We start from the raw sequence: 19,424 nt of genomic DNA, 5'->3' as shown, positions 1-19,424 counted from the left end.
TTTAATTCCCCTGTGTGGTCACAAGTTGTTTGGCCAATGGCGTATCAGGGATATCTTTCGCGACAGTGACTAAATCACCATCGGCAAGGAAGCCTGTGCCAGAGGCAACCAGTTTTACTTGTGTTGGTAAATCCATGATTTCTACACGATCACCTAGACGGCGACCTATAGTGACTTTTTGCTGTGTTACACGATTATTTTGATCAACAATAAAAACATAAGAAAAACCATCCCGCAGCAATAATGCTGTTTGTGGAATGGTTAATGCTGGTTTCTCACCTAAATCAAATTCACCTTTCACAAACATTCCCATACGAACAGCTTGAGTCGTTGGAATATCGACATAAACCAGACCGTAACGAGTTTGTGGGTCAATCACAGGCGCTATCATTCGAACCTTACCTGTAACCGTCGCTTGGGCTGGATCAGGAGAAATGATGCGTGCAGTCATCCCTTGTTTAAGTTTATATAAATCAGAAGAAGTGACTTCGGCACGCCATTCGAGTCGATGATCACGAATCAAACGGAATAATTCTTGTCCTGTTTGTGCTAGAGAGCCAACTGTTGCTGTCCTTGCTGAAATAATACCATTATCAGGTGAAACCACTTGAGTTTGGGCTAAGCGTAATTGATTACTTTCAATTTGAGCTTTAGCTGCATCAAGACGAGCTTGTGCAGTCGCTTGTGAGGTTTGATATTGCGTGGATTCTTGAGCAGAAATTGCACCCGTATTTTTAAGCTGTTGAATACGTTTGTTATTGGTAATCGCATCAGCTAAAACAGCTTGCGCTTCAGCATAACTTGCTTGAGCTGCTGCGAGGTCAGCACGTATTGTTTCACTATTGATTTCAGCTAAAACTTGACCGCGTTTAACCTCATCACCGACATTGACATTGACGCGAGTAAGCCGTTGACCTGATAGCTCGCTCCCAATGACGACTTCTTGCCATGCCGCAATGTTTCCATTTGCAGTAAAGCTTTGTTTCCAATTTTGCTGTTCAGGTTGAACAACCGTCACCGTCAGGGCTGCTTTTTGCTCTGCTGAATTTGCCCCTTTGCGCTTTTCCATATTTGCTGAGTTTTTGGCTTTGTTTGTTTGCCAAAACATGATTGCAATAATTAAAAAAACAACAATGATCGCTAAAATAAACCAAATTTTTTTTTTAGTTTTCTGGGGAGTTTGAGAAGCCATCTTTCCATAATCGCCAAATATTGATGGCCTAAGTATAGACGAAGATTTCAAGAGATGGTCAATAGTAAACTGACAGATGAAAAAATTAATAAAGGGCGAGTTTCAACACAATCTAACAGGATGCGGCTTGTAAAGTGATCGCTCGCTATAATTTCAGATTGCTATAAAGGAAGTAAGCGATTAGTCACTACGCTTTTCATTACAATCGTGGAAGTAAGGCGCTGTACATTCGGTAAAGCAGACAGACTGTCGTCATAAAGTTTTTGAAAACTTGCCAGATCTTTGGTCACCACATGCAACAAATAATCAGGATTGCCAAACAGTCGCTGTGCTTGAATCACATTGGTAATTTCACTGACCTTTTCTTCAAAGCTAGACAAAGCCCGCTTATCACCATCTTTTAAAGTCACAAAAATAATTGCCGCAAAATTAAAGCCAATTTGAGATGCTTCAAGATCGGCATGATAACCCTTAATGACCCCAGATTCTTCTAAAGCTTTCACTCGGCGATGACAAGGGGATAGACTTAAACCTATTCTTTCAGCCAATTCGGTGATAGATAATCGCCCATTTGCCTGTAGTTCAGCAATAATTTTCTTATCAATACGATCCATTTGAAATAATTTACCTTTTAGTTTTGAAAACAAGCAAACATTTGGAATAACATTTTAAGCATTAAAGTCTATTCTCTCAATTCTATTTTCACCAAATGGTGAAAAATAACAATGATGAAGAGTAGGTGTCTGATATGGATCTAAGTGTAATTTTTGCTTTTTGGTGTGTTTCAATTTTATTTGTTTTAACACCGGGCGCAGATTGGGCTTATGCGATTCTAGCTGGCATAAAGGGGAAGTTTATTGTTACAGCTGTTTCAGGGCTTGTACTGGGGCATTTTTTAGCGATTTTGTGTGTTGCAGCTGGCGTGGGCACTTTAGTTAGTCATTATCCAATTTTATTGACATCTTTAACGATTGTTGGGGCATGTTATTTATTGTGGATGGGAATAAGATTGTTGATTCGACCAGCTATCATCTCAAGTACTGAACAGCAGATATCTGCGTTTGATTCAGCAAAGTCTTGGTTCGTTAAAGGTGTGGGAATTAGTGGGTTAAATCCAAAAGTTTTATTGCTCTTTTTTGCACTATTACCGCCATTTATTCACCCAAATTTGCAGTTTTCAGCTACAGCTCAGATCCTTTCTTTAGGTATTATTCATCTAATTAGTTGCGCGATTGTTTATGTATTGGTTGGAATCGCAGCGAAGAAATTATTAAGTACACGACCTCAAGCTGTAAAAATAGTCAGTCGTATTTCGGGGAGCTTAATGATTTTGATTGCCACCATATTGATGATTGGACAGCTTTCATAAGTTGCTGAAGAATCCATGCTTTGACATAGATTCTTCAGATATTTTATTGATTAAAGAATTGCTTTTAGTCGTTTTACCACTTCTTCACACTGTGCTAAATCTGCGACGAGTGCCATCCGAACGTGTCCTTCGCCCGGATTACCTTGTTCGGTATCACGAGATAAATATCGACCTGGTAACACCTTAATATGGGCTTTTTCCATCAACATTTTCGCAAAAGTTTCATCATTATCAACTTTTAACCAATAATAAAAACCTGCATCAGGTTTTTGTAACGGTAGTAAATGTCCTAATTCTGTTTGGAATAAATCAAATTTAGCACGGTATTGTTGACGATTTTCTTCTACATGTGTCTCATCATTCCATGCCGCAATCGAAGCCAATTGATGTTGAACAGGCATTGCAGCGCCGTGATAGGTACGATATTGCAAATAAGGTTTTAATAATGCTGCATCACCCGCAACAAAACCAGAACGCATACCCGGGAGGTTTGAACGTTTAGAAAGGGAATGGAACACGATACAATTTTTATAATCATCACGTCCTATTTCAGCACAAACTTCTAAAAGCCCAATCGGTGCCTGGTCAAACCATAACTCTGAATAACATTCATCAGAAGCAATCACAAAACCATATTGATCAGAAAGTGCAATCAACTTTTTGAATTGCTCTTTTGAAAGTACAGTACCTGTTGGATTACCCGGTGTGCAAACGAATAATAATACTGTTTTTTCCCATACTTCCGCAGGCACGGCATCAAAATCGCCGAGATAGCCATTTTCTTCAGTGCAGTTGATAAAGTAAGGCTTTGCACCTGCCAATAATGCAGCACCTTCATAAATTTGATAGAATGGATTTGGCATCACGATATACGGTGCATCTTCGCGTTTAATTAAGGCTTGCACAAAAGAAAAGATACCTTCCCGTGTACCAGAAACAGGCAAAATATGTTCTTCTGCACTAATATGGTTCAGTTTGAAACGATTGCTCAGCCATTGTGCAATACTTTGGCGCAGTTCAGGTTGCCCTTTACTATTAGGATAAGTCGACAAATGTGCAAAATTATCAATGATTGCTTGTTTAACGAACTCTGGTGCAGGATGTTTTGGTTCACCAATTGACAGTGGAATCAACGGTAAATCGGCAGGTTGCACATCTTTAAAAAGTTGATTTAACTTTTCAAAAGGATAGGGATGCAATAAAGACAAGCTGGAGTTCATTTAAACAATTACCCAAAATAAGCGTTATAAGTCCCCAAAGATACGACATGATCATCATACCCAAGGGGGATTCAGGGGATTTTAAGATGGATTACAAATTTGATTCGATGCTTCATCTAAAGCTGCTTTGAGCGTTTCCGCAAAAGCTTTCACCTCTTCATGGGTGAGTAATATACCGTTTTTCTTGGTCACAAAGAAAATATCTTCTGCTCTTTCACCCAGTGTTGCAATTCTAGCGGAGTGAATATCCAATCCTTGTAGCATAAACAAGGCGCCAATCCGAGCTAAGAGACCCGGTTGATCGAGCGTTGAGATTTCAACCATATGTTGCTGTAAAGTTGGGTTGAGTACGATATCCACGGTATTTTGCACATCGAAATGACGTAAATGGCGTGGAATACGGCGTTGCATAATACCTGGGTATTGATCTGAATGGCTGAGCGCATCTACAAGTGCAGCTTTGACTTTGCGTTCACGCTCTGGATCGGTAAGCAATGTGCCAAAACGATCAAGAACTAAGTAGGTGTCTAAACTAAATGAGGTGGTTGCAGTAATAATTCTTGCATCTTGAACGTCAAGATTCATGCGGTCTAAGACAGCAACCGTTGTTGCAAATAAGTTCGGTTGATCACGGGTATAAATAAAGATTTGAACGGCGTCATCCGCAGCATTTCGATGTGCGCGTAATAAAACCAAAGGCTCTGGGTTATCGCCATGCTGTAAAATCGCTTGAGTATGCCATGCAATTTCATTGGCTGATTCTTTAACGAAATATTCATCACCGAGTTCTTGCCAAACTTTTTCGACTTCGGCGAGAGAGAAGTTATTGACCAATAATTCACTGGCAGCAAATTTGGTGTCTTCAATCAACATTTGATAGTCAACAGGACGACCTAAGCCTGAACGAATCACATCTCGCGCATAGGTATACAACTGGCGCATAAGGGAAGCACGCCATGTATTCCAAAGTTTAGGATTCGTGGCGTTAATATCAGCGACCGTTAAAGTGTATAGATAGTCTAAATGTTCCATATCACCGACTTTTTCGGCAAACTCTTTCACTTCATCTGGATCAGAAATATCTTTTTTCTGTGCAGTAAGAGACATGAGTAGATGATTGTTAATCAACCATGCTACAAGTTTACATTCACGTTCAGTAAAACCATGCGTGCGACAGAACTCGATGGCATCTAATGCCCCTAATTCACTATGATCGCCGCCACGACCTTTCGCAATATCATGGAAAATTGCTGCCATATAGACAATATCGTGACGCGCAATACGTTGGAATACTGAACTCACCACAGGGAATTCTTTAGCGAATTCAGGTTCTTTAAAGCGACTTAAGTTTCTGAGTAATAATAAGGTGTGTGCATCTACCGTGTAGATATGGAACAGATCGTACTGCATTAATCCTGTAATCTGTCCAAACGAAGGAATGTAGTTCCCTAGTACGCCATAACGTTTCATCGCCACCATCGTGTCATATAAGTGCGGTGAGCGAATAATTGACATGAATAATGCTTGATGTTCTGGATTGTCCCTGAAACGTTGATCAATTCGTTTTGCTGCGAGCACAAGAAGACGCAAGGTGCGAGCACGAATGCCTGTAATTTCTGGTCGATTGGCTAACAGATAGAATAGTTCTAAAATTGCACTCGGTTCTTCAGAAAATACTTTGTGATGCTGAACAGCGAGTTTACCGTCTACAATTTTAAAGCGGTCATTAATGTCGATAATTTGGCGTTCATAATCAGGCAGACGAGGGGTAATGACTGATTCATTGAAGTAAGCAAGTAACATCTCATTCAGCGTTGAAACTTGTTGCGCTGTTCGATAATAACGCTTCATGAATTGTTCAACTGCAAAGTTCACAGGTTGACCTTCTTCACGAACATAACCAAATTTTGCTGCTATATCTCTTTGATATTCAAATAATAAGCGATTCTCATCTCGTTTAGCGATACGATGCAAATGGGTTCTAATCTCCCATAAGAAACTTTCAGCTTCTTCCAGCACGCCTAATTCAAATTCAGTAATAAAGCCTAAGTGAACTAAATCATAAATACGATTGACACGGAAGTGACGTTTGGCAATCCAACCAATCTGATTAATATCACGAATACCGCCAGGTGCATTTTTGATATCTGGTTCTAAATTGCTTTCAGTATTATTGTGTTGAGCGTAGCGCTTGGTCTGTTCCGCCATTTTGGCATCATAGAACGTTTTATCTGTCCATGTTTGGGCGACAATACGACGTGGCCATTTAGCCAGTTGTTCATTGCCTGAAATTAAACGTGCTTCGATTAAAGTTGAAGCAACAGTTAAATCATTTGCTGCTTGTTCAACACAGTTTTGAATCGTACGAACGCTAATTCCAGGTTTAAAATTACCAACATCCCATAAGGATGAAATAAAAGTTGAGATCAGTTTTTCTTGTTCTTCGCTGATTTCATCTTCAGATAAAATCATGATGTCAGTATCGGAATATGGCAGCATTTCGCGACGACCATATCCTCCGACCGCAAATAAACCTAATTCAGTTTTATTTAATTCAGCATGATTCCATAAAAAGACCAAGGCCTCATCAATCGAGTTTGAACGAGCCTTAATCACTTCACGAATAGCTTGCCCATTTTCATAACTCTCTTGTAATTGCTTTTCTACATCTGTTCGCCATTGATTAATGGCTTTAATATCATGATGACTGGTGACATAGTTCAGCAAAGGAGATGTATTGATCATGAAAATGGGTCTACTCAATTTAAGTTAAGAGTTTGTGTTTACGCTCACTTGGTCAGCAGCTTGTTGCGCTAATTCACGTGCTTGGTCTGTTGTTTCAGCGCGTGCTGTTGCAACTCCCATACGGCGACGTTTAAAACCTTCAGGTTTACCAAATAAACGTAAGTCAGTATTCGGATTGGCTAAAGCAAGATTCAAGCCATCAAAGCTGAGGTTGTTCGCATCCACACCTGCATAAATCACGGCACTTGCAGCAGTACTATGGCGAGCTGTATTAACAGATAAACCTAAAATAGCACGCGCATGCAATTCAAATTCGCTTTGGAATTGAGAAGCTAAAGTTACGAGACCCGTATCATGTGGGCGAGGGGAAACTTCGCTAAACCAAACTTTATCGCCTTTGATAAATAGTTCTACCCCAAAGATACCACAGCCACCTAATGCAGTTGTTGCTTTGTGTGCGATACGTTTAGCTTCTTTTAAGGCAGCAGCAGTCATTGGTTGAGGTTGCCAGCTTTCGACATAGTCACCCGCATCTTGACGGTGTCCAATCGGATCACAGAAATGGGTTTCGATTTCGCCAGTCTTAGGATTTTTTGCACGAACTGTTAATAAGGTGATTTCAAAATCAAAATCAATTTGTGATTCGATAATCACTGTACCTTGATTAACACGACCGCCTTGCATCGCATATTCCCAAGCGGCATCAACTTCATCAAAGCTTTTAACGCGAGACTGACCTTTACCTGATGAGGACATCACTGGCTTTACAAAGTTTGGATAACCAATGTCATCACATGCCGCGCGGAAACTTTCTAAAGTACTGGCAAAGCGATAAGCGGATGTTGGTAGACCGAGTTCTTCAGCAGCTAAACGACGAATTCCTTCGCGGTTCATTGTGAGATTGACTGCTTTAGCTGAAGGAATAACGGTTGCTGTTTGGCTTTGTTCAATTTCTACAAGCACTTCAGTTGCAATTGCCTCAATTTCAGGAACAATCAAATTGGGTTTAATTTTTTCAATGAGTTGTTTTAATTCAGTTGGATCAGCCATATTCAAGGTATAAGAGAAATGTGCAACTTGCATGGCTGGTGCATGATCATAACGATCTGCGGCATGAACTTCGACACCTAAGCGTTGTAAAGAAATCACAACCTCTTTACCTAGCTCCCCAGAACCTAACAGTAAAACCTTAAATGCAGAAGATTGAAGTGGAGTTCCAAGAGTGACGCTCATGCGTGTAATCCTATCCTGAGTAATTTGTGGTTAAGCATAGCAGAACTTTTTGATGAATTAAGCTTGCCTGATACAAAAAAACAAGGTTTTGTTAGACAAAAAATATGACTTATCATCGTGTTGATCTGTTTAGACATTGACTTGATAATTAAGTCGTAATTCATCTGCATTTTGACCACGAATTCCCCAATTTGATTTTGGGGTTTCAAAAATTGTAATTTCAATATCTTGTGGGGAAATACCGCATTGCTGCTGAATATTAGAAAAAATGGATTGAATAAATTGTTTTTTTGCCGAAGTTGTTCGCCCTTCAAACATTGAAATTTCAATAATCAAATATTGTTCACTGCGATCATTTGGATATATAAAATCTTCTGGGGCTAAAGCAATAAAGCGCTGAAATTTTTTTTCTACAGGATAATCGAGGCTTGCGACCAGTGCTTGATGAATAGCATCTGACAATTGAATTCTAAATTGTTGAATCGTTTGATGTAGTGCATAAATTTTGATTTGAGACATAAATAAGTTATTCCAAAATTAAGATTAGAAATTTTGATTCACATGATATTTTTATTTCACCACTTTAAATGATATTGGCATTAAATTAATTCTTTAGAACGCAGATTGTTCTATGCGATAAATAAGTAACAACGATTGAGTATTGTTGCTGAATTGACTAGCATAATGCGCAAATGTTCCATTGGCGATTTGATATGTTTAATACAAAAACTCATGTAGCGACAATAATGTTGTTTAGCAGCCTTTTATTGACTGCATGTGATCATTCAAGCAATCAGCCAGAAAAAAAAGTGGAAATTAAAGCAGCACCCAAACTTAATAATGATGCAACAAGTTACGCACAAGCTGCTTGGAGGCTCATTAATGAAATTGATCCAATTGTCTACAATAAACAATCTGCTGAGATCGAAGATAAAGTCAGAAAACCATTACGACAACTCAGTACCGATTGGCGAATTAATGTCAAAATGACCGACTCTGTGACAGAAGGCAAATATGCACTTTGCCGTAAGGCATTGACCAGTCTTGATACTTGGGCAAGAGATGTTAAAGATAATGTGAGTTCGTCAACGCAAAAGCAAGCTGACTACGAACGAGACAAGGCACAGTGTAAAGATGCAATTGATAATCCAGCTTTAGGCAATACCTCACCTAAATAAAAAAGCGAGATGATGAATCTCGCTTCAGCTGGTTAAAGCTATCATGAGTTTGGGTTTATGACGTTTTTCCTGTTTTTGTGGCTTCCTGCTTGATTTGTGTGGTTGATGTTGTTGCTGCTTTTTTAGTATCCGATGACATTTTCATGGTGTCATGTTTCATTGTCTCTTTTGCTTTCGTGGTTTCTTTTTTGGTTTTTACGACATTTGTTGCTACACATTTGCCACCTTTATGATTTGGTCCTGTGCCACCCTGTAATTGAGTTCCTTTCGGGCAGGCAAATGCACTTGCGCTTAATACGGTGAATAAGCTTGCTGTTAGAATTGTTGCGACTTTTTTCATAATTGTCATCTGAATCAGGTAAGCGATAGTGCTTAGGATTAATTTAGATGAGTTTTTAACAATAAAGCAGCATGATTTTGTGAATAATTTAAATTGAAGCGTAGTGTTTTATAGCGAGAGTTTATCTTTTAATTTATGTTTAAGATTAAGCGGATATTGCATAATAGATGATCTAATTTTCTAAATAAGATCATACGATCGCCGTAACACTTTATTGCTTTTGATAACCGACGGCAGCGACTTTCTTTAACTTTTCAATATCAATCACCTCAATTTTTTTAAAACCAAGTTGTATGATTCCTTGTTTTTCAAATAGATTTAATTCTTGATTAACAGTTTGTCTTGAGATTGTTAGCATATTGGCAAGTTGATCTTGTGAAATTTGAATATTGAAATCTTGGATACAAGAGCGATTGCCATAGCCTTCAAGAATAAATAATAAACGTTGTGCAAGACGCTGGCTGATACTTTGAGTCTGAATTGCAATTTGTTCTAAAAAAACATAACGGAGTTTTTGACTGCTAAGCAAAGCAAAGTAATACCAGTAATAGGGATTTTGCAGTAGAAATGCTTTAAGTGGTTGTGCTGGAATTTGTAAAACGACACTTTTCTTGAGTGCAATAGCATCATGAGAGCGTGGTTGCTGGTCAATAAGAGAAATTTCGCCAAACCACATGATGGGTTCAGCAATTGCAGCAATCGCTTCATTCCCATTCACATCGATGTATCCCAAACTAATCGATCCTTCAAGCACACCATAAACACCATCAAAAAGGTCTTGAGCATGAAATACGGCAGCATTTTTTTCTATGCTATATTTTTTTCCATGCTCGATGATGAAGTTTTGAAATGGTAAATCTAGGTGACTGAACCAAGCATTTTGATGTAAATGTTTAATATAAATTGCATCTAACACAACATTTCCTTTGTTAAAAATAAATCCATTTGTCAGCTATATGACAATTTCACATACTCATTTCTTGTAGATTAACAGCATAAACTAAATATATGAGGAATGAGCAATGACAAATTTTGAAAGACAACTCAGTCAGTATGCTGCTTACCATTTAGATCGAAATAATATTATGACTCATTTTGTAGGCATTCCTTTAATCGTTTTCTCTATCCTATGCTTAACTGCACGAGCTGGTATTGAAATCTCTGGTTTCTCTATAACCTTAGCTATGATACTGATTGCTTTAAGTAGTATTTATTATCTTACACTTGATAAGTTGTTTGGTGCATTGATGCTGATTTTATTGGTGTTGGCTTACCCTCTAACTTTAAAAGTTGCGGCTTTATCCATGTGGAGTTGGTTAGGTGCAAGTGTTGGTATTTTTGTTGTAGGCTGGGTTTTTCAGTTTGTAGGACATTATTTTGAAAAGAAAAAACCAGCATTTGTTGATGATCTGATTGGTTTGGCAATTGGCCCATTGTTCGTTTTAGCTGAGTTTGTATTCTTACTAGGTTACCGTAAACCATTACATCAACGTATTTTGAAAGAAGCTGAAAGCAAACGTGCCGCGATGGATATGAAAGTCCAAACAGCATCTTAATTGATCTATTGCAAGTTAAAAAGCCAAGCTCATAACGATTTGGCTTTTTCATTTACTGATTCTAAAAGCTTGATCTAATTGCTAAGCTTATTTTCAGTTTAGGTTGATGATTTATTATTAAAGAGCAAATGACAGGAATTTATGAATATTGGTCCTTACCTGAAAAATTAGAAATTAAATGTCCATGTTGTGTCGGTAAAGCTAATTTCGAATTTGCCAGAATAGCCAAGATAACACTCAAGAAAGATGTCGAGTATTTCCAACAACATGCTGATTTTGAATATCAGCGCTTTCAGGATAGTTGTGGTGGTTATTGGAATGCTGCTTTTTACTATCCCAATTTATCAGTTGATTTGCAGCAGATCCGCGATTTACCTGAGACTTATGATGTACAAAAATGGTCTGTGCCTTACTCTGCAATGAATAAAGGCGGAGAGGTGTGTGAATCTTGTGGTTGTCGTCAAAAACATGAACTGAATTGGCCGAAAATTGCTTATGAAGTGGGCTATGAAAATGTAAGTTTTTTTATTCGAATATTTAAAAAGGTCACAGCTTGTACACCGACGCAATGGGTCAAATAAATGATTGAATCGTGGTTTGTGATTTACCTAAAGATTTTGATTGATACATGAGCTGATCTGCTGTCTTGGTTGCATCTTCTAGGTTTTCTGGCAATTCAGATAAAATGGCTAAACCCATACTAAAATCGACGCCATATTTTTGATTTAAGCCACTTTCTGCAAATAATGTTCGCAAGTGATGATCACAAAGATATGCTTGGGTTTCATCAATATCTAATAAAATAATTGCGAATTCATCACCGCCTAAACGGGCAACAATGTCTGAAGAACGACATGATTTTTTTAGAATTTGTGAAAATTGTAATAAAACTTCGTCACCACGATGATGCCCATGAGTATCATTCACTGCTTTAAAACCATCGAGATCAATAATTCCAACAGCGAACAGCGACTGTTTACGAAAATTTAATTTACGCAAAATACGATATTCAATATCGAGAGCACGGCTATTATCGAGAGAGGTGAGCTGATCTTTCATTGCTAAATTTTTCATTTCCTGCCAGTTTTTACGCACATTGATCAGCAAAAATGCAACAATTGAAAAGAAACCTAAACGAACGAAAGCATTCCAAAGAGGGATAAATGTATTGGAATAATGATGACCAGCATGAATGTCTGCAATCAACCAAGTCATGCCTGACAGCATAATGGTCAGCGCAGTGATCTTAAATTGGTCGTACCATGCTGCAATTGAAACAGGCAGTAGATAGAACACCGAGAACGAATACTCATAACCTGTTGCCAAGTCAATCATACCAAGCACAGCAGTGATGAGCAGAATCAACAACCGCCGTATCATTGGATTATGTGCGAATAATCGTTCTAATGTTCTTTCCATAGTGTCTTTATATTGAAATAATTACACGTTAAAACGGAAGTGTAATACATCGCCGTCTTGTACGACATAAGTTTTACCTTCTAAACGCCATTTACCTGCTTCTTTGGCACCGCTTTCACCGTTGTATTGAATGAAGTCATCATAAGCAACACATTCAGCACGGATAAAGCCTTTTTCGAAGTCGGTATGAATCACACCCGCTGCTTGTGGCGCAGTCGCACCGACTTTAACCGTCCACGCGCGAACTTCTTGAACGCCCGCTGTGAAATATGTCTGTAAGCCAAGTAAGCTATAGCCTGCACGAATCACCACGTTTAAGCCTGGTTCTTCCATACCCATCGCTTCCAAGAATTCAGCGCGATCTTCATCTTCTAATAATGAAATTTCAGCTTCGATTTGGTTGCAAAGGGGAACAACAATCGCATTTTCTTCCGCAGCCAGTTTTTTTACTGCATCAAGATGTGGGTTATTTTCAAAACCGTCTTCTGCCACGTTGGCAATGTACATAGTTGGTTTAAGCGTCATTAAACCGAAACCGCGAACAGCTTTACGTTCATCATCCGAAAGGTCAGCCGCACGTGCTGGTTTGCCTTCATCGAGTAAAGGTTGAATTTTTTCTAAAGCTGCTTTAGTGGCAATCGCATCTTTATCGCCACCTTTTGCCGCTTTAGTTAAACGTAACAAAGCTTTTGCAACGGTATCAAGGTCAGCAAGCGCAAGTTCAGTATTGATGGTTGCGATGTCATCTAATGGGTCAATTTTACCATTTACGTGAATCACATTTTCATCTTCAAAACAACGAACTACATGAGCAATCGCATCTGTTTCACGGATATTGGCAAGGAATTGGTTACCCAAGCCTTCACCTTTAGATGCACCAGCAACTAAACCTGCGATATCAACAAATTCCATCGTAGTTGGAATAACGCGTTGAGGTTTAACAATCGCTGTAAGTTTATCTAGGCGTGGATCTGGAACAGGGACAATGCCTGTATTCGGTTCAATGGTACAAAACGGAAAGTTTTCAGCTGCAATCGCTGCCTTTGTTAATGCATTGAACAATGTAGATTTACCTACGTTTGGCAGACCAACAATACCGCAATTAAAACCCATGAAACCACTCACAAATGTGTTATTTAAAAATTGCTGATGATTTTACATGAAAGCCATGACAAAGTCAGGTCATGGCCGTAATGAAAACTTGATCTTGCCCAAATTACAGGAGATAGGAAAAAAACGACATTGTAATCATTCATTTTTACTTCTAAAGTAGAGCAAACCTTAGGTTTGATCGAGTAGAAAAATAAATTTGGAGAGTTTATGCGGGTTTTATACCAATTTCCTTTGTCTCATTATTGTGAAAAAGCTCGCTGGTTGTTAGATCATAAGGAATTGGACTATGTGGCACATAATTTAATTCCTGGTTTTCACCGAGCATTTACCTATCTCAAATCTGGGCAATATCTATTGCCGATGTTGAAAGATGATAAACGCTGGGTTGCTGATTCAACACAAATCGCTTTATATCTTGATAGTACTTATCCTGAACATGCATTATTGAGACGTGATGAACAGTTACGTGAGCAAGCTTTAGAAATTGATAAATTATCGGGTGAGCTGGGTGTGCATGTCCGACGTTGGTCATTGGCGCAAGCGTTATCTGTTGGCGATCATCCACTAGAAATTATGATGGGTGAGCAAGGCTATTTACGCCAGTTTGAAAAAATTTCTAAACCAATTTTAAAGAGTTTAGTTTCTTCAAACTATAAGTTAAATCCTCAGAAAGTCGCAAAATCTAAAGTGAGAATGACTGAGCTGATTACCGACCTTAATCAACGCTTGATTGATAATCAAGGGCGTTATTTGGTTGGCGATCGTCTAGGTTTAGCAGATATAGCAGTTTGTTCAATTCTTGCGCCTTTACTCGTGATTAAAGGTACGCCGTGGGAATTGGAAAATGATGATATTGAACAATTCACGGGTGAATTGAAGGAATATCATGACTATTTATTAGATTTACCGCTTGGACAATATGCACAGCGTATTTATGCGACTGAACGTAATGCACGGGTTGATTGGCGCGGTTTATAAGATTTGTTGGTGAATAAAGCCCTGATTGAAAATAATCGGGGCTTTTTTATGAGAAAGAAAAGATCAAAATAGTCAATAAAGTAAAAAATTATCGGTGAATAAAATTAATTATTGAAAGAAAATTCGTTTTAAATAGAAAATATTAGAAATTATTGCCAAATTTACTTTAAAAAAACTGAAAAGAGGGAAATAATTATAAAAAGTCTTTGCTATCTTATGTTTCAGGGTGTGATGGGGATCGAAACGAGTTGTTCACTATTGGGAGATGAGTTGAACAGTTGCTCAAAAGGTCTTGTTTCGGCTTTGAGACAAAGATAAACCAAAAGTTTATCGGAATCATGTTTGCGTTATCCATGCAGCATCGTCAAAAGTTAAACGAATGTTTTCCCTTGACCCTTAAAAATTACTGACTGAGCAGTTCCGATAGAAGCATAAATTCAGAGTGAGAACTGTAGAATGGAATTGGATCGTTTTGATAAACAAATTCTTGAAATTTTGACCCATGAAGATGTCAATCTAAATGAGCTTTCAGAGCGTATTAATCTCTCAGTGAGTTCGGTGCATCGACGCATTAAAAACCTGATTGAATCCCAAGTGATGGGAAAGCTCAAACGAGAAATTAATTTTAATAAGCTTGGTTTTAGTCTGCACATTCTTTTGCAAGTGTCGCTTAGTAAGCATGACAGCGAAACTTTTGATAAATTTCTACAAGAAATTGAAGATATTCCTGAAGTCACCAATGCCTTTTTAGTGACAGGGCAGAGCGCCGATTTTATTTTGGAATTGGTGGCTCGTAATATGGATGACTATAGTGAAATTCTATTACGCCGTATTGGTAAAATTGACAGCGTCGTTGCGCTACATTCTAGTTTCGTGATCAAAGAATACAACGTATTTAACTGCTATAAACTGTTAAATAAGTTATAAAAAATGCATCTAAAAAGATGCATTTTTTACTGATCTGAATGAATTAAGCATCAAGTTGCGTTAATACATCTTCAGAGAATTCAACATTGGTATAAACGTTTTGAACATCATCAAGATCTTCAAGCATATCAATCATTTTCATGATTTGTTTGGCTTGATCAATATCATTGATTTCAGCTTTAGTTGATGGGCTCATCACAACTTCAGCATTATCAGATTTTAGACCTGCTGCTGTAAGTGCATCCTGAACATCACCAAAGCTCTCTGGACTGGTGATTACCAAGATACTATCTTCATCGATCTCGATATCATCAGCACCCGCTTCTAAAGCGACTTCCATGATTTTGTCTTCTAAAGAAACATCTTCAAAAGAAATTTCGCCACGTTTTGTGAACAGATAAGCCACCGAACCATTGGTACCCAAGTTGCCATTGGTTTTAGAAAAACAATGACGAACATCTGGAACAGTACGGTTTAAGTTATCAGTCATGGTTTCAACGATAACTGCAACACCACCAACACCATAACCTTCATAGGTTACTTCTTTTAAATCATCATTATCTTCGCCACCAGCACCACGTTGGATCGCACGGTTGATGGTGTCACGTGTCATATTCACAGAAAGTGCTTTTTCAACAACAGCACGTAAACGAGGGTTACTCGCCGCATCTGGGCCGCCCAATCTAGAAGCGGTTACGATTTCACGGATATATTTGGTAAAAACTTTACCGCGACTTGCATCTTGTTTAGCTTTACGATGCTTAATATTGGCCCATTTAGAATGACCCGCCATGGAAGTAACTCCAAAAAATTAAAACTCAAAAAAGTGCGTGAATATTAGCATAGCGATAGTTTTCTTGAAAACTGCCATAGCTCATATTCAAAATTTAAAATTTTGATTAAGCATCAAAAAATGATCAGATGGTTCAGACGATTTAGTTAATTTTTACATCAATATCATATTCGGTATATAGTGCTTTGATTTTTTCTAAATCTTGTTGTAGATCAGTAGGGTGAATTTTACCTAAAATGCCACCTTGTTTAGTTCGAGCATTTGCATACATCAAGATGATCGGTACGTTGGCTGCTTTTGCAATATGCCAAAAACCAGTGCGAATGGGTTTTCGCGCTTCACCATCTTTTGCTCGTGTCGCTTCAGGAGCTATAACCAAATTAAAATTATCATTTTGATTAAATAGATCAACCATTTGAGTCACGATATCTTTGTTGGCTTTGCGATCAACAGGAATACCACCAAGTTTTTCTAAAATAGGCTTGAGAGGGCCTTTGAATAGTTCTTTTTTTATCAGTATATGTATTTTTAATTCTAAAATTTCAAATAAAGCCAGAGAAAGGATGGTATCTAGGTTTGATGTATGCTCGAATCCAATAATAACTTGTTTTTTTTCTAGAAGTTTTGGATCAACATTGTATTGCCAACCTGTTGCTTTAAAAATAGATTTTCCTAAAAATTTTTTCATGTTTATCATCATAGGCTTTGAGTCGCAGCAGTGTAATACGACTTTTTAGGAAAACATATATCCGACAAGACCATATCGAAATAAATTTAGATGTCTTATTAATGATCAAAATAGTGCAATATCATCTTTACTCAAGCTGTAAAGATCATATAGAATCAGCTCAGTTTATGATTTTTAACACTATTTTAGTAATTTGATAAAATCATCTGCTTGTAATTTAAGTTAAATTTAACTAAGATCAAGGCGCATTTTTCATATCAAATATATGATCAAAGTTTAGGGCCTATAGCTCAGTTGGTTAGAGCAGCGGACTCATAATCCGTTGGTCGACAGTTCAAGTCTGTCTGGGCCCACCATATAAAACAACCACTTACGTGTACTAATCGTAAGTGGTTTTTTTGTTTTTTCATTTTAATCGCTTAGGTGCACCACGGTTTTTAGCATAATCACTACTCAACTCAATATATTCATCCGCAAGAATCCCCTTACTGGCTAACACGTCTTGTTTTGATTTCACCTCATAAACTGTCTTTGGTCTCAACCGAGTAACAAAATTGAAATTTTGGTTGGTTATTTCTGCAAACTATTGGTAATCAACATACCCTTTACCAAATACAACGATACTTCCAGGCGGGAATTTAAATGTTCTGCCTTGAACCACGTCATTTTCAATACCATCACCAAGCGCAACAAACTCAGGAATAGTGTTGCTATGATTTAACCCAACTGTAAGTTTTATGCTTGCTTTGGACTCATGTACTTTTGCCCATTCACACAATGACAGTGAAAGATCAATATGACTCGCATCAAGTGAATAGAATGGATTTTTAAATCGAAATTTATGAGCAATCTTGGAATTTTCACAATGTTGAAGTAGTTGGATAAACAATTGTTGATACAAGCGAGCGGGTTGTTCTTCATTGATTCTTGCTAACGCACTTCGTGCAATTCTTTTGGCACCAAGGTGATAAAGCTTTTCCTGCTGGGATTCGAGATTGGATTGAATGTCTCTTAAGCTTTGCCGACAATAAAGTTGGGACATCAATATGGCAACAAACTGATCCCAGCGAGTGGCTGATCTTAATTTTTGCCCAGAGTGGTGCAGTTTAGTCAGACGTTCAAAATCTTGTCTTAGAATGGGTTTGAGTAATTGATGAAATACGGTATTCTGATGTGACAAAACCTGAGTCCTTTATAGTTAAAGTGTTTGTTTGCACTCATATTTTAACTATTTAGACTCAGGTTTTTTTATTTAAAGCAAACTATGGGACAGTAGTGGCTTAGAGCTCCCATTTTTATATTAACTTTCTAAGTCTCTATGTTAATTTGAAAAATACTTCATCATAACGTCCGTATACAGCTATATTTTTTTGATTTCTACAATATCACTTGATTCAATGAGCGATTGGATATTACCAAATAAACTTTGAATATAATCAGAGGCTAGATGGATATCTAAATCCTCTCTGCTACGCCATTCTTCTAAGAAGAAATATCTACTCGAGTCATTTTCGCTAATATAAAGCTCATATTTCAAGCATCCTTCTTCTTGAAGCGTAGGCTCTATTACACTTTTTAAAAGCGCTTCTAACGTCTCTTTTTGATCTGATTTTGCCTTAATGTTCGCAATTACTGAAATAGTCATTATTTCACCTTGAGTTTGTTTTAGAAGTTTTCTAGTACAATTTTGCCTTTTGACTTACCTGATTCAAGCAACTTATGCGCCTTCTCCAAGTTTGCAGCGTTAATTTTGCCTAGATTTTGGTTGAGGGTACTTCTAATTTTTTGCTGGTCAACTAATTGGGCAACCTGTTGCAACAGTTCACCTTGTTTTTCAATATCATCAGTTTCATACATTGAACGGGTGAACATCAGCTCCCAATGGATAGAAATAGATTTAGTCTTAAACGGCATAATATCAAATGTTTGTGGATCATCGATCAATCCAAGCTTGCCTTGTGGTGCAATCAGAGAAACTATTTGCTTGGTATATGTTTCTGTATGATTTGTAGAGAATACGTATTTTGGTTTTTCAATACCTAGTGCTTCGATTTGTTCGTTTAAATCTTTGCTATGGTCGATGACATGGTCGGCACCAAGTGATTCCACCCAAGATTTCGTTTCTTCACGTGAAGCTGTTGCTATAACGGTCAGATTTGTTTTTGCTTTTAGGAGTTGGATAGCGATTGATCCTACACCACCTGCACCGCCAATAATTAAAATACTGCCAACTTCTGTTTCTGAAATTTGAAACCGATCAAACAGCATTTCCCATGCCGTGATAGCAGTTAATGGCAATGCTGCTGCTTCTGCATTAGATACTGTAATTGGTTTAAGACTGATAATTCGTTCATCGACTGCTTGAAACTCAGCATTACTACCATTTCGGGTTAAATCACCAGCATACCAAACAGAATCTCCTACTTTAAAAGAGGTAACTTTTGAGCCAACTTCAATAATTTCCCCAACGGCATCCCAACCTAAAATACGATTATTTGCTTCAGACGAATTTTTTCTCACTTTGGTATCCACTGGATTCACAGAGATTGCCTGAACTTTTACCAGTACATCACGCTCCTTAAGCGTAGGCTTCGCTTTTTCAATATCTACCAATGAATTTTTAAAATCATCATGGTGATTGATAACATACGATACGGCTTTCATAGATTTGTC

Annotated in this window: 20 protein-coding genes, 1 tRNA gene and 2 pseudogenes; 8 read left to right on the top strand and 15 right to left on the bottom strand. The window is 37.8% G+C overall.

The genetic code is table 11. The features are described from left to right. Position 1 precedes the first annotated feature (1 nt). Positions 2–1,192 carry an efflux RND transporter periplasmic adaptor subunit gene (locus CDG55_RS09460; RefSeq protein WP_087536208.1) on the bottom strand — a complete coding sequence of 397 codons (1,191 nt, stop codon included), beginning with the start codon at positions 1,190–1,192 and terminating at the stop codon, positions 2–4. Positions 1,193–1,353: 161 nt separating this feature from the next. Beyond that, positions 1,354–1,806 carry an Lrp/AsnC family transcriptional regulator gene (locus tag CDG55_RS09455; RefSeq protein ID WP_087536207.1) on the bottom strand — a complete coding sequence of 151 codons (453 nt, stop codon included), beginning with the start codon at positions 1,804–1,806 and terminating at the stop codon, positions 1,354–1,356. 134 nt (positions 1,807–1,940) lie between these two features. Between CDG55_RS09455 and CDG55_RS09450 the strand changes: the two genes are divergently transcribed. Further along, complete coding sequence (locus CDG55_RS09450) at positions 1,941–2,561, top strand: LysE family translocator (RefSeq protein ID WP_087536206.1); 621 nt, start codon at positions 1,941–1,943, stop codon at positions 2,559–2,561. Positions 2,562–2,611: 50 nt separating this feature from the next. Here the strand turns inward: CDG55_RS09450 and dapC are convergent, their stop codons facing one another. From dapC to CDG55_RS09430, 4 genes are all read right to left on the bottom strand, one after another. Next, a complete protein-coding gene (gene dapC, locus CDG55_RS09445) occupies positions 2,612–3,781 on the bottom strand; it encodes a succinyldiaminopimelate transaminase (protein WP_087536205.1) in 1,170 nt (389 codons plus the stop codon). Between the two features lie 81 nt (positions 3,782–3,862). Further along, on the bottom strand, positions 3,863–6,526 hold the full coding sequence (gene glnD, locus CDG55_RS09440) for a [protein-PII] uridylyltransferase (protein ID WP_087536204.1): 2,664 nt from the start codon (positions 6,524–6,526) through the stop codon (positions 3,863–3,865). 24 nt (positions 6,527–6,550) lie between these two features. Then, entirely contained in the window at positions 6,551–7,768 is a 1,218-nt protein-coding gene (gene purT / locus CDG55_RS09435) for a formate-dependent phosphoribosylglycinamide formyltransferase (RefSeq protein WP_171287552.1), read from the bottom strand. 120 nt (positions 7,769–7,888) lie between these two features. Continuing rightward, positions 7,889–8,278, bottom strand: coding sequence for a tautomerase family protein (locus CDG55_RS09430; RefSeq protein ID WP_087536202.1), 390 nt, complete (start codon positions 8,276–8,278; stop codon positions 7,889–7,891). A gap of 194 nt (positions 8,279–8,472) precedes the next feature. Here CDG55_RS09430 and CDG55_RS09425 point away from each other — a divergent pair, with 194 nt between their 5' ends. After that, a complete protein-coding gene (locus CDG55_RS09425; RefSeq protein WP_213066141.1) occupies positions 8,473–8,937 on the top strand; it encodes a hypothetical protein in 465 nt (154 codons plus the stop codon). Positions 8,938–8,992: 55 nt separating this feature from the next. On the opposite strand, the gene CDG55_RS09420 is transcribed toward CDG55_RS09425, so the two are convergent. Further along, positions 8,993–9,277, bottom strand: coding sequence for a hypothetical protein (locus CDG55_RS09420; RefSeq protein ID WP_087536200.1), 285 nt, complete (start codon positions 9,275–9,277; stop codon positions 8,993–8,995). 211 nt (positions 9,278–9,488) lie between these two features. Next, positions 9,489–10,193: a Crp/Fnr family transcriptional regulator gene (locus CDG55_RS09415; RefSeq protein ID WP_087536199.1), complete on the bottom strand. Its 705-nt coding sequence runs from the start codon at positions 10,191–10,193 to the stop codon at positions 9,489–9,491. Between the two features lie 106 nt (positions 10,194–10,299). On the opposite strand from CDG55_RS09415, the gene CDG55_RS09410 reads away from it, so the two are divergent. From CDG55_RS09410 to CDG55_RS15630, 3 genes and pseudogenes are all read left to right on the top strand, one after another. Continuing rightward, the gene (locus CDG55_RS09410) at positions 10,300–10,833 is read left to right on the top strand and encodes a DUF962 domain-containing protein (protein ID WP_087536198.1); all 534 of its coding nucleotides are present in this window, start codon (positions 10,300–10,302) and stop codon (positions 10,831–10,833) included. Between the two features lie 128 nt (positions 10,834–10,961). After that, positions 10,962–11,330, top strand: a pseudogene (locus tag CDG55_RS09405) (hypothetical protein); the annotation flags it as partial. Positions 11,331–11,333: 3 nt separating this feature from the next. After that, positions 11,334–11,414, top strand: coding sequence for a hypothetical protein (locus CDG55_RS15630; protein ID WP_323581313.1), 81 nt, complete (start codon positions 11,334–11,336; stop codon positions 11,412–11,414). Here the strand turns inward: CDG55_RS15630 and CDG55_RS09400 are convergent. Next, a complete protein-coding gene (locus CDG55_RS09400; RefSeq protein WP_087536196.1) occupies positions 11,407–12,252 on the bottom strand; it encodes a GGDEF domain-containing protein in 846 nt (281 codons plus the stop codon). The genes CDG55_RS15630 and CDG55_RS09400 overlap by 8 nt on opposite strands. A 21-nt stretch (positions 12,253–12,273) precedes the next feature. Then, entirely contained in the window at positions 12,274–13,365 is a 1,092-nt protein-coding gene (gene ychF, locus CDG55_RS09395; RefSeq protein WP_004661588.1) for a redox-regulated ATPase YchF, read from the bottom strand. 207 nt (positions 13,366–13,572) lie between these two features. On the opposite strand from ychF, the gene CDG55_RS09390 reads away from it, so the two are divergent. Both CDG55_RS09390 and CDG55_RS09385 read left to right on the top strand, forming a co-directional pair. After that, positions 13,573–14,343, top strand: a complete 771-nt coding sequence (locus tag CDG55_RS09390; RefSeq protein ID WP_087536195.1) for a glutathione S-transferase family protein — start codon at positions 13,573–13,575, stop codon at positions 14,341–14,343. A 456-nt stretch (positions 14,344–14,799) separates the two neighbouring features. Then, the gene (locus tag CDG55_RS09385) at positions 14,800–15,270 is read left to right on the top strand and encodes an Lrp/AsnC family transcriptional regulator (RefSeq protein ID WP_087536194.1); all 471 of its coding nucleotides are present in this window, start codon (positions 14,800–14,802) and stop codon (positions 15,268–15,270) included. A 43-nt stretch (positions 15,271–15,313) separates the two neighbouring features. Here CDG55_RS09385 and CDG55_RS09380 read toward each other — a convergent pair whose 3' ends face one another. Continuing rightward, positions 15,314–16,063: a YebC/PmpR family DNA-binding transcriptional regulator gene (locus CDG55_RS09380; RefSeq protein ID WP_087536193.1), complete on the bottom strand. Its 750-nt coding sequence runs from the start codon at positions 16,061–16,063 to the stop codon at positions 15,314–15,316. A 142-nt stretch (positions 16,064–16,205) separates the two neighbouring features. Further along, positions 16,206–16,751 carry a 1-acyl-sn-glycerol-3-phosphate acyltransferase gene (locus tag CDG55_RS09375; protein WP_416332996.1) on the bottom strand — a complete coding sequence of 182 codons (546 nt, stop codon included), beginning with the start codon at positions 16,749–16,751 and terminating at the stop codon, positions 16,206–16,208. A 279-nt stretch (positions 16,752–17,030) separates the two neighbouring features. Between CDG55_RS09375 and CDG55_RS09370 the strand changes: the two genes are divergently transcribed. After that, positions 17,031–17,107, top strand: a tRNA-Ile gene (locus CDG55_RS09370). A 62-nt stretch (positions 17,108–17,169) separates the two neighbouring features. Here the strand turns inward: CDG55_RS09370 and CDG55_RS09365 are convergent. The 3 genes and pseudogenes from CDG55_RS09365 to CDG55_RS09355 form a co-directional block, all read right to left on the bottom strand. Further along, positions 17,170–17,931 (bottom strand): annotated as a pseudogene (locus tag CDG55_RS09365) (IS4 family transposase); the annotation flags it as partial. Positions 17,932–18,111: 180 nt separating this feature from the next. After that, positions 18,112–18,396, bottom strand: coding sequence for a putative quinol monooxygenase (locus CDG55_RS09360; RefSeq protein ID WP_000156169.1), 285 nt, complete (start codon positions 18,394–18,396; stop codon positions 18,112–18,114). A gap of 20 nt (positions 18,397–18,416) precedes the next feature. Then, entirely contained in the window at positions 18,417–19,415 is a 999-nt protein-coding gene (locus CDG55_RS09355; RefSeq protein ID WP_087536191.1) for a zinc-binding alcohol dehydrogenase family protein, read from the bottom strand. Between the last annotated feature and the right edge of the window lie 9 nt (positions 19,416–19,424).

It is taken from the genome of Acinetobacter sp. WCHA45, from assembly GCF_002165255.2.
GTDB lineage: Bacteria > Pseudomonadota > Gammaproteobacteria > Pseudomonadales > Moraxellaceae > Acinetobacter.
Note: the sequence above shows the minus strand (reverse complement) of the source record. Positions and strands in the feature narration are given on the sequence as shown.

Excerpts from the sequence above, each read along its gene's own strand:
- CDG55_RS09450 (WP_087536206.1), top strand. The coding sequence starts at position 1,941 with ATGGATCTAAGTGTAATTTTTGCTTTTTGGTGTGTTTCAATTTTATTT.
- CDG55_RS09460 (WP_087536208.1), bottom strand. The coding sequence starts at position 1,192 with ATGGCTTCTCAAACTCCCCAGAAAACTAAAAAAAAAATTTGGTTTATT.
- CDG55_RS09455 (WP_087536207.1), bottom strand. The coding sequence starts at position 1,806 with ATGGATCGTATTGATAAGAAAATTATTGCTGAACTACAGGCAAATGGG.
- CDG55_RS09385 (WP_087536194.1), top strand. The coding sequence starts at position 14,800 with ATGGAATTGGATCGTTTTGATAAACAAATTCTTGAAATTTTGACCCAT.
- CDG55_RS09410 (WP_087536198.1), top strand. The coding sequence starts at position 10,300 with ATGACAAATTTTGAAAGACAACTCAGTCAGTATGCTGCTTACCATTTA.
- CDG55_RS09380 (WP_087536193.1), bottom strand. The coding sequence starts at position 16,063 with ATGGCGGGTCATTCTAAATGGGCCAATATTAAGCATCGTAAAGCTAAA.
- dapC (WP_087536205.1), bottom strand. The coding sequence starts at position 3,781 with ATGAACTCCAGCTTGTCTTTATTGCATCCCTATCCTTTTGAAAAGTTA.
- glnD (WP_087536204.1), bottom strand. The coding sequence starts at position 6,526 with ATGATCAATACATCTCCTTTGCTGAACTATGTCACCAGTCATCATGAT.
- CDG55_RS09355 (WP_087536191.1), bottom strand. The coding sequence starts at position 19,415 with ATGAAAGCCGTATCGTATGTTATCAATCACCATGATGATTTTAAAAAT.
- CDG55_RS09360 (WP_000156169.1), bottom strand. The coding sequence starts at position 18,396 with ATGACTATTTCAGTAATTGCGAACATTAAGGCAAAATCAGATCAAAAA.
- CDG55_RS09430 (WP_087536202.1), bottom strand. The coding sequence starts at position 8,278 with ATGTCTCAAATCAAAATTTATGCACTACATCAAACGATTCAACAATTT.
- CDG55_RS09390 (WP_087536195.1), top strand. The coding sequence starts at position 13,573 with ATGCGGGTTTTATACCAATTTCCTTTGTCTCATTATTGTGAAAAAGCT.
- CDG55_RS09420 (WP_087536200.1), bottom strand. The coding sequence starts at position 9,277 with ATGAAAAAAGTCGCAACAATTCTAACAGCAAGCTTATTCACCGTATTA.
- CDG55_RS09425 (WP_213066141.1), top strand. The coding sequence starts at position 8,473 with ATGTTTAATACAAAAACTCATGTAGCGACAATAATGTTGTTTAGCAGC.
- CDG55_RS09375 (WP_416332996.1), bottom strand. The coding sequence starts at position 16,751 with ATGAAAAAATTTTTAGGAAAATCTATTTTTAAAGCAACAGGTTGGCAA.
- CDG55_RS09400 (WP_087536196.1), bottom strand. The coding sequence starts at position 12,252 with ATGGAAAGAACATTAGAACGATTATTCGCACATAATCCAATGATACGG.
- ychF (WP_004661588.1), bottom strand. The coding sequence starts at position 13,365 with ATGGGTTTTAATTGCGGTATTGTTGGTCTGCCAAACGTAGGTAAATCT.